Genomic DNA, 12,980 nt, shown 5'->3' on the forward strand with positions numbered 1-12,980 from the left:
TCATTTAGCAGCGCAAAATTTGAGGACTCTTTATCTCCTTATTCGGCATAGCGGAGGCGGCTGTCAATTCGACATAATTTTCTTGTGATACTTTACCACACATGAGCATCAGCGTAGGGATTGCAACAGCGGCTGTTTTTCCGCTACCAGCTCCACCAACAATCAAAATATGTCCGTCTGTGCTTTCGGGCATGGTCGCATATTTTCCATTACTCTTGCCGAACACAACACCCGAAAGGTCTTTTGCTGTTTTCAGTGCTACCGTATCACCGCCCAGCTTCGCTTCAAAGCCTTTCTTCTGTCTATTATGCAAAAGAAGCTCTAAAAAGCTGAATTTGCGGTCTTTTTTTACCATACGAATGATATTTTGAAGAAAATTTAATGGGCATAAAACATAACAAGCATACCACAAAATAGTGAAAATACCGTCCATAATCTGATTATTTTGTATGAACGTTCCTGTTATTTCCTCATATCCAATCCCTACAACAAGTGGAACACAAAACCACCACAGACCAGTAAACCATACCAGTTTAAGCACATATTTTAAGCCTTTTAGCAGGAACATAAATACCCTTGCTATCATTCCTAAATCGTTTCCGTCCATAAACCCTCCTATCTGCTATGCCCTATATCATGCGTTTTACTGTGTTCCTGTTTTCTCAATGCGTCCTGCACTTTTGTTTTCAAAGCCTCTCTCCTTTCGGAAAACCCACCTTTTGTTGGTGCTTTTTTCATCTGTTCCATGCCATTGCCGCCCTCTGTCTTTTCTGCGGCTTTCTCGGCTCTCTTTTCGTCATAATAACCCGATTTTACAAGCCGCATATATTTATCTTCTGTATTGGCTAAATCCCTTAATTCTTGGCTCTGTGGGGTCTTATCGTCCTTGCGCTGGCTGTTTTCTTCCTTGCGCCGTGTTTCCTCTTTCAGACGTTCTTCCCTCGCTGGCTCCTGTTCCTGCCGCTGGCTGTCCTCTCTCTGCTGTCTTTCCTGCTTACGGCGTTCTTCCTGTGCCCTCTGCTCCTGTCTGCGCCTTTCCTCTTGGCGGCGTTGCTCGTCCTGTCTGCGCTGTTCTTCCTGCCGCTGGCTGTCCTGTCGGCGTTGCTCGTCCTGCATACGGCGTATTTCCTGCCGCTGGCGTTCTTCTGCTAAGGCTCGCTCGGATAACTGGCGGCTCTCTACGGCTTGTTGCTCCAAACGCTGACGGTCATTCCTTGCGGCTTCTTCCTGTCTGTTCTGTTCACTCATAATCTCCAAAAGCTCCTTTCGTCTCTTTCTGTGTAGCCACTTCCACCAAACAGGTAAAAACAACATCATCAGAAAGATTATTATAACCGTGTAGTTTTCCGTCCTTTTCTCACTCCTTTCTGTCCTCACGGTGAGTAAGTGTAAATGAAATATTTTATTTACTGTATATATATTATATAACTTATGTAATGTATTGTCAATATATAAGTTATATATTTTTTTCTATATGCACAATTTTTTACAATATTTTCCATTTTTTTAGTGACATTTTATGTACAATGTGTTATGTTAAGATTGTAAATTATTACAGTTTCACGGAAAGGGCGGTATTGCTTATGATTAAAAAGCACTTTAAGAAACTCGTCAGTGTTGCTCTTACCGCTGTCATGGCTTTAGGGATGACAACAACTGCCTTTGCAAACGAAAAAGACACGCTTAATCTTGATGCCGCACTTATGGAAAAAGGGTATCCTCAAATTGTTCTTGATACAATGGACGAAGATACCAAAATGGATATTTATAACGAGGGAGACATTGCGTTCTGTGGTGCTGTAATTACCTATTATGATGAAAACAGTGGTACTTATTCAGAAATCGATGTCAATGAAGATGGAACTTATATTGCACCAAGAGGGCAAATCTCTACATCAGACCTTTCTTTAAGTTTCACTTATTCAAGAAGCCCTGCAGCCAAGAACACAAAACTTTCTTACATCAAAGTTACTTACAATTATAACTGGCTTAATCTTCCGTTTTTCCGCTGGCAAGACCCTACTTCTGTTTCATGGGATGACAGCAAATTTCAGATGACGGATAATAGCTTTTCTAAAGTTGATAAGTATGATGGCTATGTGATTGGTCCAAATGGAGAGCTTTTAGGACCTTATACAAACCAAACTCATTCTTCTGAAAATGGTTATGCCAACGCAAGTAATGCTGGCGTTTCTTGGTATGCTGACTTAAAAGGTTATATTGGAGTTCAACCGACTAAATTATATGGAAGTGGCACATTCAAACTTGCTCCAAAATCAACAACTACCAGCGGTTCAACAACTCTGTATGGTCACTATGTTCACCCAAAAGCAGAATTAGGGCTTAGTGTTAATGTTTCATCTTATGGTAGCTTCTCCATTTCCGGTGGTAGCAACTATGATGAGCGTGGTTCTCAAAAAACAATATCTTGGTAAAAAAAAGGAGGGGAATCCCCTCCTTTTTTACTCGTCTTTTTTATTCTCATTTTGATAAATAAGAAACGCCCCTATAATACTAATTGATACTACTACTCCAATTCCGTGATTAAAAAATGATAACCATGTACCTACCCCTACACTTAATATAAATGCAATAATCGCTTTTCCCATAATCTTTTTCCTTTCTCATTTTGAAAATTTAATTTTGCCTTATATCTCGGCTTTTTCATCTAAAAAGCTCTGATACTCCTGCCAATAGTCAAGGACTTTTTTCATTTCTTCCTCAAATGTACCGTTCTTATATTCCTTTTTCTGCTCGGTATATTCGTTCCAGTATTCCGAAAGTGTCTGTTTGTCTGCTTCAACTTCTTCTCGCCAATCAGATATAACCGTTCTTTCTTCCTGTTCCCATTCTTCTTTACTGGAATAACAAGGCGTTCCCTTTCCGTTAGTGAGGTCTTTCCATGTGTAGGTTCTTCCACCCCTGCCTTTCATCACGCCGCTTGCAAGTGCTTCTTCGCTGGTCTGTATATTTTCTTCGGTACTCTTTATATTTTCCCATGCACCTATAACTTCATCAAGTCCACCCCACTCAATCAGATACCTTAAAAAAGTGAGGTCGGGGAACATTCCAAACCAGCAACGCTCAAACCACTGTTCCGCATACATTCTTTCATCAGAACCGTTACTATATGTTCCGCATACTAAATCACCGATAAAATTCTCTATCAGCTCCCCCACGGTCAAACCGTGTGCCGCCGCCTTTTCAGAAATACGCTTTACATCAGCGTCCGATAATTTGACTTCGATTGTTCTCGATCTGATTGTTTCAATTTCTTCTTGCTGTTGTCCTGCCATACCTACCACCATTCCCCCTTATCGTTATAGTGCCACCATTTGCCGCTTTCGTACTCGATACAGAAGTTCCCCTCAAAGTCAAACCACGCCTTTACAGGCTCGCCCTCTCCCCATTCTTCAAAGGCTTCTTTATGCCTGGCATAATTCGCCCTGGCTAAGTTCTCCATATCCTCACGAACACGCTTGTACTCTGCGATTGTCTTTGTTCCCTTTATTACCGTATTCATCGCCGCACCTCGCTTTCCATGTTATTGCTATTATGCAAGTTATATATATCGCATAATATACATAACTTATGCCTGTTATTCAGTTTTGATTTTATCGTACTCTTTCAGCTTTCCAGCGTTTGCGGCTACATAATCGGCTATCAATTCCGACACTATATCACTTGCGCTCTGACGGTTCACATAGGCAATTTTCTGTAAAGCTCCGTAACTGCTCGGATAAAGAGCAAGGCTAACACGCTTTTTTGTTTCTCTCTCAACTGGCGGTCTGCCCTTTCCTGCTGGCTTATCCGCTTTCTTCTCGTCCTCTGTTGCTCCTGCTCCTATAATCGACTTAAACGCCGCTTCTTGGTCAAATTTTGCCTTTCCTGCCATTACTCCTGCTCTCCTTTCAGAAATTCCTCTATAAAGGCTTTGTAGTCCTCTGATACCGTTGATTTTTCTGCATAGTCAAATATATCTACCCTGTTCGCCTGTGCTTCTTCCACTGCTACTGCAGAACGGATATAGGTCTTATAAATCGGTGCAGAAATATACTGGCTCAACTGCTCCGTAAGTTCCTTTATCTGCTTGCTGATATTTGCCCTCGGATTGAAACGAGTAAACAAAATACCCGTTATCTTCACATTCGGGTTGCAATACTTCTGTACGCTCTTTACAGTTTCATTAAGCTGGTTAATTCCCGTAGTCGCAAATATTCCTGCCGTTGTAGGTATCAGAATATCACTTGCCGCTGTAAATGCGTTGACCGTCAGCACACCCAACGAGGGCGGCGTATCAACAATGATATAATCATAGTTATCCGATACGGCGGCAATCGCTTCTTTCAGCCTATGTTCCTTTCCTGTCTGTGAAAGCTCCTGTTCTGCTCCTGCAAGCATGATATTTGAGGGGATTATATCATATCCACCGTTCATGTGCTGGATCGTTTCCTCTGCGGTCACTTCCCGTTTCATCAGCTCATAAATAGTCGGTACGTTATAATTCACCGAACCGCAAGCAGAAGAAAGATTTCCCTGTGGGTCAAGGTCAATTCCCAGTACTTTATATCCCTTATCTGCTAACCCTGCGGTCAAGGCTTGTGAGGTTGTCGTTTTACCAACGCCCCCTTTTTGATTAGCCACAGCTACAATTCTCATAGGGTCACACTCCTTTACGTTTGTTGTATAACATATATAAGTTATATAATTTATATATGTTATTGTACCACCATAATTTATATATGTCAATCCTTTTCCATACAGATTTAAGCGATAAAAGAGAAAAGTCCTCACGGTGAGGACTTTTTTTACTCACCGTGAGTAAAAAAAGAGGGCGGTTGCCCGTCCCCCTTTCAATCTTCATAATGCCCTTTGCACGAAACAATATAGATTATCTCGTCTTTCTCATAGTAAACAATTCTGTTGGTATCATCAATACGCCTGCTCCACATACCGCTTAGATTTTCCTTTAGCGGTTCAGGCTTCCCGATACCCTCAAAGGTGCTTCTCTGAATATCCTTGATAAGTCCGTTAATTCTTTTCAGCGTTTTCTTATCCTGCGTCTGCCAATACAGATAATCACTCCACGCTCTATCTTCCCATAGCAACCTCATTAGTCCACCTCTATCAAGTCATGCTCTGCGAAATGGGCTTTGCCGTCCTTAATATCACTCACGATATTTTCCAAATAACGGATATTGCTATCAGAATAAAACGGGTCTACCGATACCTCAAAAGGAATACGCTTTTCTCTGCCTACTTTTTTAGCAAACACAGTGAACGCCGCACTCATGGAAAGACCTAATTCAGAACACGCCTGTTCCATGCTCTTTTTTACATCTGCGTCCAGCTTGAAATTAACATTAACTGCCTGTGACATATACAACACTCCTTTCTTACTTATAGTATATACAAGAACAAAGAAAAAGTAAAGAATATTTCTTTAATTTTTCTTTACTATTTATAGTATTTCCACCTCTCATATATTCATACAGCATAATAGCAATAACTTATTTTCTGTATTTATGTTATTGCTATTATGTATATTATTCGTTTGAATTTAATCACGGTGATTAACTCGGTCAACTCGCCCTATTCTCTGCAAATTCTCACAGCGAGAAAACACCGCCCGTAATTCTTCCGTGTCCAATCCTGCCGCTACGATCGGCTCTGCTGGTTTTAACTGCGTTTTTTCTTTTGCCGCTTCATAATATTTGTAAACTGTCTTTTTATCAAGTCCCGTGCCCCTTATAACATCACACTTTCTTGCCTCGGGATTTTCCCTCAAAAATGCTTCAACCACACTTTCTGCACTCGGTCTACCATTTTTGTTTCTCCACTCACCATTCGGGTAATCACTATCACGCAACAACGTAATTCTTTTTATATGCTCTGATTGTTTTCGTCCATTTCTTTTATTTCTCTCAATATGCAAATCTGTTAGATACTCAATATCTGAAATCTTAAAATTGTAATACTCCTTGCTATATACCTCTAATGCGCTCTCCACATCTTCTTCCGTCAATGGATTGTCATGCTCTATCAGTTTCAGCTTATCAAACACTTCATACATATCCGCTTTCAGCTTCTCTTTCGGCACATCACACTTACAAGCATAAATGACAAGACACATCAGATAATAGTATCTGTGACCGCCCGTAATCTCCCCTGCTCGGTTCAGCCACCAATTATACAGAGCGAAGCCCTGCTTGCCTTTTATGTCCCATTTCTTTTGCCGCTTGTTCTTCTCTACGACTACACGCTGATACCATTCGGGATAACTTTCCTTAGCCTGCTCCCTTGACATCTTAGATGGGGCAAAACGCCGATTCACATCAACCCTATTCTGCGGCTTCACATAGGAATTAAGATACTCTAACGTTACCCTACCGCCAATCTGAAACGCTTTCACTTCAACATCATACTTCGGGTTAATGCTCCCCACCATACGAAAACCTTGAACGATTGACTGATACTGCACTTTATCTTTCTTGGAAGTCGATTTATAGTCCCACATTCTAAAAGTAAGGTCATATTTCAAAGACTTCATTTGCAACTTGATATTCGGAAAAAGGTCTATCGCTTCTTCAAAAACGTAATACACATGAAGTCCCGTGCCACTCACTACAAGAAAAGTTGGAACAGGAAGTGTGCGAATATTTTCCGCTGGTTGTCCAAATCTTAACAACAAATTTTTTAATTCATACAATCCAACCCCGTCAAGGTCAATCGCCAGCGCATACATACGTTGAGCGTTCTCTAAATTATTCGCCCTACCTCGATACGCAATCCCACTACACAAAGTAGATGGGTTCTGCTCCACATAATTTATATAATCTTCTTTCCATGTATCTGAAAGCATTATGCGACGCCTTAATCTTCTCCTTGTCCCACTGTCTTTTTCATCGGTATAAAGATAAACTGCATTAGGCTTTTCATAGTGACTACACTGCTCCCCCTGCTTCTGATTATCGGGGAAAATATAATCATAAAAAGAGCAACCGTCCACCTCATCATAAAGCACATTCAAAACTTCCAATACTTCTATATACTCCTGCGGTGGTTCTTTCTTAGCCATAGTACAACACTTCCTTATTTACATGATATATATTATATATCTTATTTACATTATATAACATAAATAAGAAAAATGCAAGTTCCTTTTTACCGTTCTTCTACCTGCGTATCAAGATAATAAGTACATAAAGTCCTACTTACAGCCGTAGGGTGCATTTCCAAACCAACTGCACCAACCACCAGCACATAACCACTTTCCAACCATTGGTTCTCTGTCTTGAACCGTTCCCTCAACTCCACAGGCAAATGATTTTTTACAGGCAACCCATCATAGGAAGATAAATAAGTAACATCAAAACCCTCAATCCTCATGTATAAAAACTCCTCTCTGCTGAATAATATATAATAGCCCCACACCCTACTTGGGGGACTTAGATTATCAATGAAGTATTTCCACCTTTTAGTATATGAGTAATGCCCCACTTCGTCAAGGGGGACTTAGATTATCAATGAAGTATTTCCACCTTTTTTTGAAGTCATAGGGGACTTAGATTATCAATAGGTTTTTTTACCTCTATTTAGGTCATAGGGGACTTAGATTATCAATATATTTTATTTACCTATGTCACCTGTGCCGCATATTGCCCTATAAAGCCGTTTTCTCGCTCTGTATGTAGTTTTTCCCATCTTCTAATAAATCATTCGTCTATGCGGCTTACACGGCTTTTAACGGGTATCTCGCCGCTGATGGGTGAGAAATGCAGTCAAGGGCGGCTCCTGCCGCTTGCCTTGCCCTTGACGAAATGGAACGCCGCACAATAAGAAAAGGGGAAGTTGCTCACTCTTTGAGTAACTTCCCCTTGATTACTTTTCTATACTGCCCCTGTGAGAGCGTCACGGCTTATTAGAGCAGTCTTATTTCCCCCATTAAGGAAATACACCATGAAAACCACCAAACGGCTCTATGGGGCAAATACCGTGTTATATACCTCTGTCACGGTCATGTGTCCTGTTCCGTTCCCTCGTCTGTGCTTCTTGCTTCAATGCAGTGTCAAGCTGGCGGCGTGCTTCGGCTTCGGCTTGGTAATACTGCAATCGTCCCATGGTTGGAATTTCTTTCTGCTGTCCCATACGGTCAAGTATTTCCTGCCGTTGGTCTGCCGGTATCTGCTTCGCCGCTTCGAGAAATGCCGCTTTTACTTCTTCGGCTCTCTCCTTTGCCCCTCTGTTCTGCATAGCCGCCTTTGCCCTGTTCTGCTCCTGTGCCGCCACGCTTCTTTTTTCTTTTACCGCTTCATCTGCCTTGGACGGTTCGGACACACCAAGCGCACCCAGCTTGTCAAGATTACTCCTGCGCAATCTCTCAAAATTATCAATTTTGTTTTGCAGTTCTTTTTTCTCCCTGCCTTTGAAGATACCCAACTTGTCCCTTTCTTCCTGCAAGCTCTTTATAGTTCGGCTCTGTTCCGATATGGTCTTTGAAATACTCTCTATTTCGTTTGCCTGTCTTTCATAGATCGGGTTCGGCTGATAGCTGGTACGCTCTGCACTCTGTACCATGGCTTTTACAAATTCACTGCGCAACGCTGAAAGTTTTCTTGCCATTTCTTCTGCATAGGCAGTATCAATTTTCGGTGCGTCCTGCTTTGGTTGCTCCTGCCGCATTATACTTTCACGCCTTGCGACAAAACCGCTCTGTGGTTCTGCTGTTTTTGCCCTTTCTCTTATTGCTTCAAGACTGCTCTCTATTTTATCCCGTATGAATGAAATATCTCCTATCAGCTTGTCTTTATGATAATCAAAATATGGAACTTTACGCCCATCACATTCTATTGTTCTTTCTGCACTGGCTGTGGTTGGCTCTAAACGCTTCGCTATGTTATAGGTTTTGAGCATTTCAGTTTGCAATCTCAAAAGCACATTTTTATTTTCTTCTGTGGCTTTTGGTAACATTCGTTCAATTTTTGCAATATGTTCATGCTGTTTATTCCATTCAATATCTTCTCTGATATTTATAATTTCTTTTTGTGTCTGCTTAGTCAGAATATCTATTGTTTGCCTTATCGTTTTCGACTATAGTTATAATGCCATTTGCTTTTCCGTCCTCAAAATGCCCAGCTCTCTCAAAACTTCCCTCCGGGAAAACAGCCCGATAAAACTCTTTCGGCTTCACTTCCTCAAAAAACTGCCCAAGCCATTCATTTTTCAGCTTATACAACTGCTTTTCAGTCGGTTTTTTTGCCATAAGTCCACCACCTTTCTTCTCCCCTCTAAAACACCTATAGGGGGCTTATATTATCAATATATTTTATTTTACCTTTTTGACCTTTCAAAAAAGGGCTATTTTTCTCTCCCTTTCCCCACCCCTAAAAACACCTATAGGGGGCTTATATTATCAATACAGTTTATTGCACATTTTTGACCTCTTAAAAAAGGGCTGGTTTTCTCTCCCTTTTCCCTACCAGTATAGCACTACTATTTTTTCTTCAAAAAATAAAAAATTATCGCTACTATCAACATCACAACACCTATCGCAATAAGCAAGATGCTGACAAGAACACTATTCAACTTTCCTGCGACAAATACCGAGGTAGGACCATCTACACCTCCGATTATAGCAATAGCATTATTATTCATCTTCAATGCAACACCCACAATAACAGATATTATTCCAACAACACCAGCAACGATTCCTAATATTTTTTTCATTGACTAATCTCCTTTCTCAACCTTCCGATTTGTCGATTTCTTTTTACTTACCAAGCATACCATATAACAGCATAAGAAACACTAAAATATTACAGACCATACCGCCCCAAAACAGGTACAGCTTTAAGCCCTCATATCTGAAAAAGCTGTTCTTACTTTCCTCCAGCTCCCGGATCTTTTGCTTCATCACGCTCGTAAGTGTATCAGACTGCTTCTCAAGAAGCTTTGTAGCCCTCTGTATAGCCTCTATATTCGCCTGTAACGCCTTTCTAACCTCTTGGACGGTGTTTTCCTTAACCTCATCTTTCAAACTCCCAATCTCGCCCGATATAGCGTCTTGAAGCAATTCGTTGCTGTTCTTCAGCAGCTCTACGCTCTGCTTCAGCTCGCTGATGAGCTTCCTGTTCTGCTCTGCGTCTCTCTGCCTGTTCTGCTCTGCCCTTACTTGTTCTTGATTTGACTGCTTCATCAATTCCTCGCAGTTCTCGCTCGACATCGCCAACGCTTCTTTGAGCAGACTGTTTTCCAGCTCTGTCCGGCTCTGTCGGTTTAACTCTTGAAGCTGCTCTCTTGGACTGCTCTGCTTCTGCTGTTCGTGCATTTCTCTCAAACTCATGCTCCATGCTCTCCTTTCCAAAATCCATATTGTAGTATTTTTCCAGCTTGTTATCCCTGATTTTACAAGCCTTTTCTCCTGCCTGTTCCCTGGCTAAGTCGGTATATGTGATGTACTTGTGGCTGTCCTGCCAGTCTACGCCGTACCCTCTTTCATTCATCATCCGGATAAAGGTTTCCCGGCTGGTCGCTGTTTCCTTACAGTCCAGCACCGCAAGGGCAATATCCTGCACATAGCTTTTGACCTTTCCCTGCTCTGCCTGTTTCAAAAGCTGGTAGGTGTCTTTGCTCCATGCCACCGTTTCTTCCCGGACTTCTCCAGCAAAGGTCTTTCCTTTCTCCGGCACATGCAAGCCCTGTTCCCGGCTCTGCTCGTTGCACCGTTCCTTTAGGTCTTTAAGGTCGTGCTTACTCCATTGGAGCTTATGACCGTCCTCATAATTTACGGAATTGACAATAAAATGCGTGTGTATATGCCCCTTGTCTATATGCGTGGCTATCAGAACTTCATGCCCTTTCCATGCCTTTGTATGCTCTGCCAGCTCGACAGCGTTCTTGTGAGCCTGCTCCGGGGTTATTTTCTCGTCCTCATGGTAGGATTGCACATAATGCTTATAGGTTCTTCCATCCGTCTTGCCCCACAGCTCCTTTGTGGCTTGCATTTCTTCCTTGACCGTCTCCGGCTCACAATGCAGACCGCTGACAAGCTTCTCCTCTGTCTTTTCTTTTTTTGTCACATAATCTATGGCGTGCCCTATGCCCGCCTTTGAAGATACCGCCTTAATGACTGCCATACTTTGTTCAGCTCCTCTCCATGCTTCCGCACTTCCGCTTCACTCGGCAACATTCCCCCCTCATTACACCGCTTTGCTATCTGGTTGAGGTTGTTCCCTATCCGTTTCAGTTCCGGGATAAGTTCCTTGATACCGTCCGTATTCACGATTTGCTTCTCCAGCACACAGGAAAGGATATATTCCTGCTGGTTCTTTCCACTCTCTGAAATCTTCTCCTGTAGCTGCTGGTATTCTTCTTCACTTACCCGGAATGATAGCTGCTTTGGTCTTGTCTTGTTCATACCCTTACCACTCCATATCCATGACATCAAGTAGGTCAAAGAAACGCTCCAGCGTCTTATTTTCCTTTTCTGCCGGATTCTGTTTTACATATTTATCAATTACTTTCATCAGCTCCTGCACCTCGTATCTGTACTCAAACTGAATTTTATCCATATCTTTTTTCATGCCTTTGACCTCTCTTTCTTCGGTGCTACCACCGTCATATTATGAGCCTTCCGGCTCGTTTAAAAGGGGGATTGAAGGGGGGCTTGCCACCCTCACAAGTTCTAAAGTGGTAACACTTTAGGAAACTTGCAATATATCCGCTACACATATTATAGCATGATAGACACCCTATATCAAGCGGATATATTCGTGCGTATATTCTGCCAAGAATATAGTGGAGCTTACTTCCTCTTGGGCGACTTTGGAAGTGTAGGAGGGAGACAGTCAAGGGCTTGTTTTTTATCTGCAGTATGAGCTTCGGCTTGCCGATCAGCGAGTACAGCAGATAAAAAATGGTCGCAGACCACCCTTTACTTTCTTCCGCCGGAACGGACAATGTAGGACGGATTTTGCGGACATTCAAAATAAAAAAGAATGTGGAGGTAACAGACAATGGCAAAATCATTATTTGAGGAACTGGGCGGCAAATACGAAAGGCAAGGGGATTATTTGATACCGTGCTTAACTGTACCCGCCGAAGAAGAACAGGCAATAGGCATCTGGGGGCAACGGCATTTAGATTATCTAAAACAGTACCGTAAAGTTACATACACCAATCTTCTTACAAGCGGCAGGCTAAACGCCTACCTTGCCGACATCAACAGACAGGCACAGGAACGCTTTGAAAGGCTCATAGAGGGTATGAAACAGGCACAGGGCATAACGGAACAGCTAAAGGCAGAAAACGCCTTAGAATGGACAGGATGCCTCAATAACATAAGGGCTTGTGCGAGGGAGATTGTGGAAAAGGAAATTATTTTTGCATAAACAGATGATTAGTGGCAGGGGGAAATCCTGCCGCTTTTTCTGCTTTAGTTTGTCAGCTTGACAAATAAAGGGTTAAGGAATATAATTAGATTCAGTATTATACAAGGAGTTAATAAATATGCGGCAAGGTATTCTTAAATAAACTGTCAATTTGATAGTGGGAACAAAAAGTAGCAGTCCCGTTTCACTTTTAATATGGGGCTTAGTTTTTTGTACCCAGTTTAAGAATACTTTTATCATGTAATTTTATATGCCCGAAAACATATAAGTGTTTTGGGGCTATTGGAGTTATTTACCCAGTGATAGGAGTATTTATCACTGGGTATTTTTATGCCCTTTTTTGGGTGTTGATAGGAGGAAAATCACATGAAAATAATTAACTTAGGCATTCTGGCTCACGTTGACGCAGGAAAGACAACATTAACGGAGAGTTTATTGTATACCAGTGGTGCAATTGCAGAACCAGGGAGCGTAGATAAAGGCACAACAAGGACAGATACAATGAATTTGGAGCGTCAAAGGGAATCACTATCCAGACAGCAGTGACATCTTTTCAGTGGGAGGATGTAAAAGTCAACATTATAGATACGC

At 41.8% G+C, this 12,980-nt stretch carries 20 protein-coding genes and 2 pseudogenes; 4 read left to right on the forward strand and 18 right to left on the reverse strand.

All coding sequences use genetic code 11. The features are described 5' to 3' along the window. Positions 1–4: 4 nt before the first annotated feature. Positions 5–607, reverse strand: coding sequence for a type IV secretory system conjugative DNA transfer family protein (locus LK436_RS18235; protein ID WP_008399621.1), 603 nt, complete (start codon positions 605–607; stop codon positions 5–7). Between the two features lie 8 nt (positions 608–615). Continuing rightward, the gene (locus LK436_RS18240) at positions 616–1,248 is read right to left on the reverse strand and encodes a hypothetical protein (protein ID WP_044931940.1); all 633 of its coding nucleotides are present in this window, start codon (positions 1,246–1,248) and stop codon (positions 616–618) included. Between the two features lie 335 nt (positions 1,249–1,583). On the opposite strand from LK436_RS18240, the gene LK436_RS18245 reads away from it, so the two are divergent. Next, a complete protein-coding gene (locus LK436_RS18245) occupies positions 1,584–2,435 on the forward strand; it encodes a hypothetical protein (protein WP_044931942.1) in 852 nt (283 codons plus the stop codon). A gap of 27 nt (positions 2,436–2,462) precedes the next feature. Here the strand turns inward: LK436_RS18245 and LK436_RS18250 are convergent, their stop codons facing one another. The 16 genes and pseudogenes from LK436_RS18250 to LK436_RS18325 all read right to left on the reverse strand — a co-directional run bounded on the left by LK436_RS18250 (position 2,463) and on the right by LK436_RS18325 (position 11,582). After that, complete coding sequence (locus LK436_RS18250; protein ID WP_156796998.1) at positions 2,463–2,609, reverse strand: hypothetical protein; 147 nt, start codon at positions 2,607–2,609, stop codon at positions 2,463–2,465. 39 nt (positions 2,610–2,648) lie between these two features. Beyond that, on the reverse strand, positions 2,649–3,296 hold the full coding sequence (locus LK436_RS18255; protein ID WP_044931944.1) for a hypothetical protein: 648 nt from the start codon (positions 3,294–3,296) through the stop codon (positions 2,649–2,651). 2 nt (positions 3,297–3,298) lie between these two features. Next, positions 3,299–3,523, reverse strand: a complete 225-nt coding sequence (locus tag LK436_RS18260; RefSeq protein WP_008399626.1) for a hypothetical protein — start codon at positions 3,521–3,523, stop codon at positions 3,299–3,301. A 75-nt stretch (positions 3,524–3,598) separates the two neighbouring features. Beyond that, on the reverse strand, positions 3,599–3,895 hold the full coding sequence (locus tag LK436_RS18265; protein ID WP_008399629.1) for a hypothetical protein: 297 nt from the start codon (positions 3,893–3,895) through the stop codon (positions 3,599–3,601). Further along, complete coding sequence (locus LK436_RS18270) at positions 3,895–4,659, reverse strand: ParA family protein (RefSeq protein WP_008399631.1); 765 nt, start codon at positions 4,657–4,659, stop codon at positions 3,895–3,897. The genes LK436_RS18265 and LK436_RS18270 overlap by 1 nt, the downstream gene beginning before the upstream one ends. Positions 4,660–4,853: 194 nt before the next feature. Then, positions 4,854–5,114, reverse strand: coding sequence for a Txe/YoeB family addiction module toxin (locus LK436_RS18275; RefSeq protein WP_008399632.1), 261 nt, complete (start codon positions 5,112–5,114; stop codon positions 4,854–4,856). Beyond that, on the reverse strand, positions 5,114–5,380 hold the full coding sequence (locus LK436_RS18280) for a type II toxin-antitoxin system RelB/DinJ family antitoxin (RefSeq protein WP_008399634.1): 267 nt from the start codon (positions 5,378–5,380) through the stop codon (positions 5,114–5,116). Before LK436_RS18280 ends, LK436_RS18275 begins: the two co-directional genes overlap by 1 nt. Before the next feature lie 180 nt (positions 5,381–5,560). Continuing rightward, positions 5,561–7,078 (reverse strand): hypothetical protein, encoded by a 1,518-nt coding sequence (locus tag LK436_RS18285; RefSeq protein ID WP_008399636.1) that lies wholly within the window; start codon positions 7,076–7,078, stop codon positions 5,561–5,563. An 86-nt stretch (positions 7,079–7,164) separates the two neighbouring features. Further along, positions 7,165–7,389 (reverse strand): hypothetical protein, encoded by a 225-nt coding sequence (locus LK436_RS18290; protein WP_008399637.1) that lies wholly within the window; start codon positions 7,387–7,389, stop codon positions 7,165–7,167. Positions 7,390–7,998: 609 nt separating this feature from the next. Beyond that, entirely contained in the window at positions 7,999–8,970 is a 972-nt protein-coding gene (locus LK436_RS18295) for a hypothetical protein (RefSeq protein ID WP_008399638.1), read from the reverse strand. Between the two features lie 82 nt (positions 8,971–9,052). Continuing rightward, positions 9,053–9,262: a hypothetical protein gene (locus LK436_RS18300; RefSeq protein ID WP_008399639.1), complete on the reverse strand. Its 210-nt coding sequence runs from the start codon at positions 9,260–9,262 to the stop codon at positions 9,053–9,055. Positions 9,263–9,492: 230 nt separating this feature from the next. After that, entirely contained in the window at positions 9,493–9,726 is a 234-nt protein-coding gene (locus tag LK436_RS18305; RefSeq protein WP_007885222.1) for a hypothetical protein, read from the reverse strand. Positions 9,727–9,769: 43 nt separating this feature from the next. Beyond that, positions 9,770–10,342, reverse strand: coding sequence for a hypothetical protein (locus LK436_RS18465; protein WP_009256613.1), 573 nt, complete (start codon positions 10,340–10,342; stop codon positions 9,770–9,772). Between the two features lie 409 nt (positions 10,343–10,751). Further along, positions 10,752–11,135 (reverse strand): annotated as a pseudogene (locus tag LK436_RS18625) (relaxase/mobilization nuclease domain-containing protein); the annotation flags it as partial. Next, positions 11,096–11,416 (reverse strand): MobC family plasmid mobilization relaxosome protein, encoded by a 321-nt coding sequence (locus LK436_RS18320; RefSeq protein WP_009256578.1) that lies wholly within the window; start codon positions 11,414–11,416, stop codon positions 11,096–11,098. The pseudogene LK436_RS18625 and the gene LK436_RS18320, both read right to left, overlap by 40 nt. A gap of 4 nt (positions 11,417–11,420) precedes the next feature. Then, the gene (locus LK436_RS18325) at positions 11,421–11,582 is read right to left on the reverse strand and encodes a hypothetical protein (RefSeq protein ID WP_007885225.1); all 162 of its coding nucleotides are present in this window, start codon (positions 11,580–11,582) and stop codon (positions 11,421–11,423) included. A 368-nt stretch (positions 11,583–11,950) separates the two neighbouring features. Between LK436_RS18325 and LK436_RS18630 the strand changes: the two are divergent. The 3 genes and pseudogenes from LK436_RS18630 to LK436_RS18635 all read left to right on the forward strand — a co-directional run. Beyond that, positions 11,951–12,034: pseudogene (locus tag LK436_RS18630) on the forward strand (helicase); the annotation flags it as partial. Continuing rightward, positions 12,015–12,389 (forward strand): TnpV protein, encoded by a 375-nt coding sequence (locus tag LK436_RS18330; protein ID WP_001129922.1) that lies wholly within the window; start codon positions 12,015–12,017, stop codon positions 12,387–12,389. The pseudogene LK436_RS18630 and the gene LK436_RS18330, both read left to right, overlap by 20 nt. A gap of 366 nt (positions 12,390–12,755) precedes the next feature. After that, the gene (locus tag LK436_RS18635; protein WP_416207823.1) at positions 12,756–12,935 is read left to right on the forward strand and encodes a GTP-binding protein; all 180 of its coding nucleotides are present in this window, start codon (positions 12,756–12,758) and stop codon (positions 12,933–12,935) included. Positions 12,936–12,980 lie beyond the last annotated feature (45 nt).

Source organism: Clostridium sp. M62/1 (assembly GCF_020736365.1).
Classification (GTDB): Bacteria; Bacillota; Clostridia; order Lachnospirales; family Lachnospiraceae; genus Otoolea; species Otoolea saccharolyticum_A.

Excerpts from the sequence above, each read along its gene's own strand:
- LK436_RS18235 (WP_008399621.1), bottom strand. The coding sequence starts at position 607 with ATGGACGGAAACGATTTAGGAATGATAGCAAGGGTATTTATGTTCCTG.
- LK436_RS18240 (WP_044931940.1), bottom strand. The coding sequence starts at position 1,248 with ATGAGTGAACAGAACAGACAGGAAGAAGCCGCAAGGAATGACCGTCAG.
- LK436_RS18245 (WP_044931942.1), top strand. The coding sequence starts at position 1,584 with ATGATTAAAAAGCACTTTAAGAAACTCGTCAGTGTTGCTCTTACCGCT.
- LK436_RS18250 (WP_156796998.1), bottom strand. The coding sequence starts at position 2,609 with ATGGGAAAAGCGATTATTGCATTTATATTAAGTGTAGGGGTAGGTACA.
- LK436_RS18255 (WP_044931944.1), bottom strand. The coding sequence starts at position 3,296 with ATGGCAGGACAACAGCAAGAAGAAATTGAAACAATCAGATCGAGAACA.
- LK436_RS18260 (WP_008399626.1), bottom strand. The coding sequence starts at position 3,523 with ATGAATACGGTAATAAAGGGAACAAAGACAATCGCAGAGTACAAGCGT.
- LK436_RS18265 (WP_008399629.1), bottom strand. The coding sequence starts at position 3,895 with ATGGCAGGAAAGGCAAAATTTGACCAAGAAGCGGCGTTTAAGTCGATT.
- LK436_RS18270 (WP_008399631.1), bottom strand. The coding sequence starts at position 4,659 with ATGAGAATTGTAGCTGTGGCTAATCAAAAAGGGGGCGTTGGTAAAACG.
- LK436_RS18275 (WP_008399632.1), bottom strand. The coding sequence starts at position 5,114 with ATGAGGTTGCTATGGGAAGATAGAGCGTGGAGTGATTATCTGTATTGG.
- LK436_RS18280 (WP_008399634.1), bottom strand. The coding sequence starts at position 5,380 with ATGTCACAGGCAGTTAATGTTAATTTCAAGCTGGACGCAGATGTAAAA.
- LK436_RS18285 (WP_008399636.1), bottom strand. The coding sequence starts at position 7,078 with ATGGCTAAGAAAGAACCACCGCAGGAGTATATAGAAGTATTGGAAGTT.
- LK436_RS18290 (WP_008399637.1), bottom strand. The coding sequence starts at position 7,389 with ATGAGGATTGAGGGTTTTGATGTTACTTATTTATCTTCCTATGATGGG.
- LK436_RS18295 (WP_008399638.1), bottom strand. The coding sequence starts at position 8,970 with ATGTTACCAAAAGCCACAGAAGAAAATAAAAATGTGCTTTTGAGATTG.
- LK436_RS18300 (WP_008399639.1), bottom strand. The coding sequence starts at position 9,262 with ATGGCAAAAAAACCGACTGAAAAGCAGTTGTATAAGCTGAAAAATGAA.
- LK436_RS18305 (WP_007885222.1), bottom strand. The coding sequence starts at position 9,726 with ATGAAAAAAATATTAGGAATCGTTGCTGGTGTTGTTGGAATAATATCT.
- LK436_RS18465 (WP_009256613.1), bottom strand. The coding sequence starts at position 10,342 with ATGAGTTTGAGAGAAATGCACGAACAGCAGAAGCAGAGCAGTCCAAGA.
- LK436_RS18320 (WP_009256578.1), bottom strand. The coding sequence starts at position 11,416 with ATGAACAAGACAAGACCAAAGCAGCTATCATTCCGGGTAAGTGAAGAA.
- LK436_RS18325 (WP_007885225.1), bottom strand. The coding sequence starts at position 11,582 with ATGAAAAAAGATATGGATAAAATTCAGTTTGAGTACAGATACGAGGTG.
- LK436_RS18330 (WP_001129922.1), top strand. The coding sequence starts at position 12,015 with ATGGCAAAATCATTATTTGAGGAACTGGGCGGCAAATACGAAAGGCAA.
- LK436_RS18635 (WP_416207823.1), top strand. The coding sequence starts at position 12,756 with ATGAAAATAATTAACTTAGGCATTCTGGCTCACGTTGACGCAGGAAAG.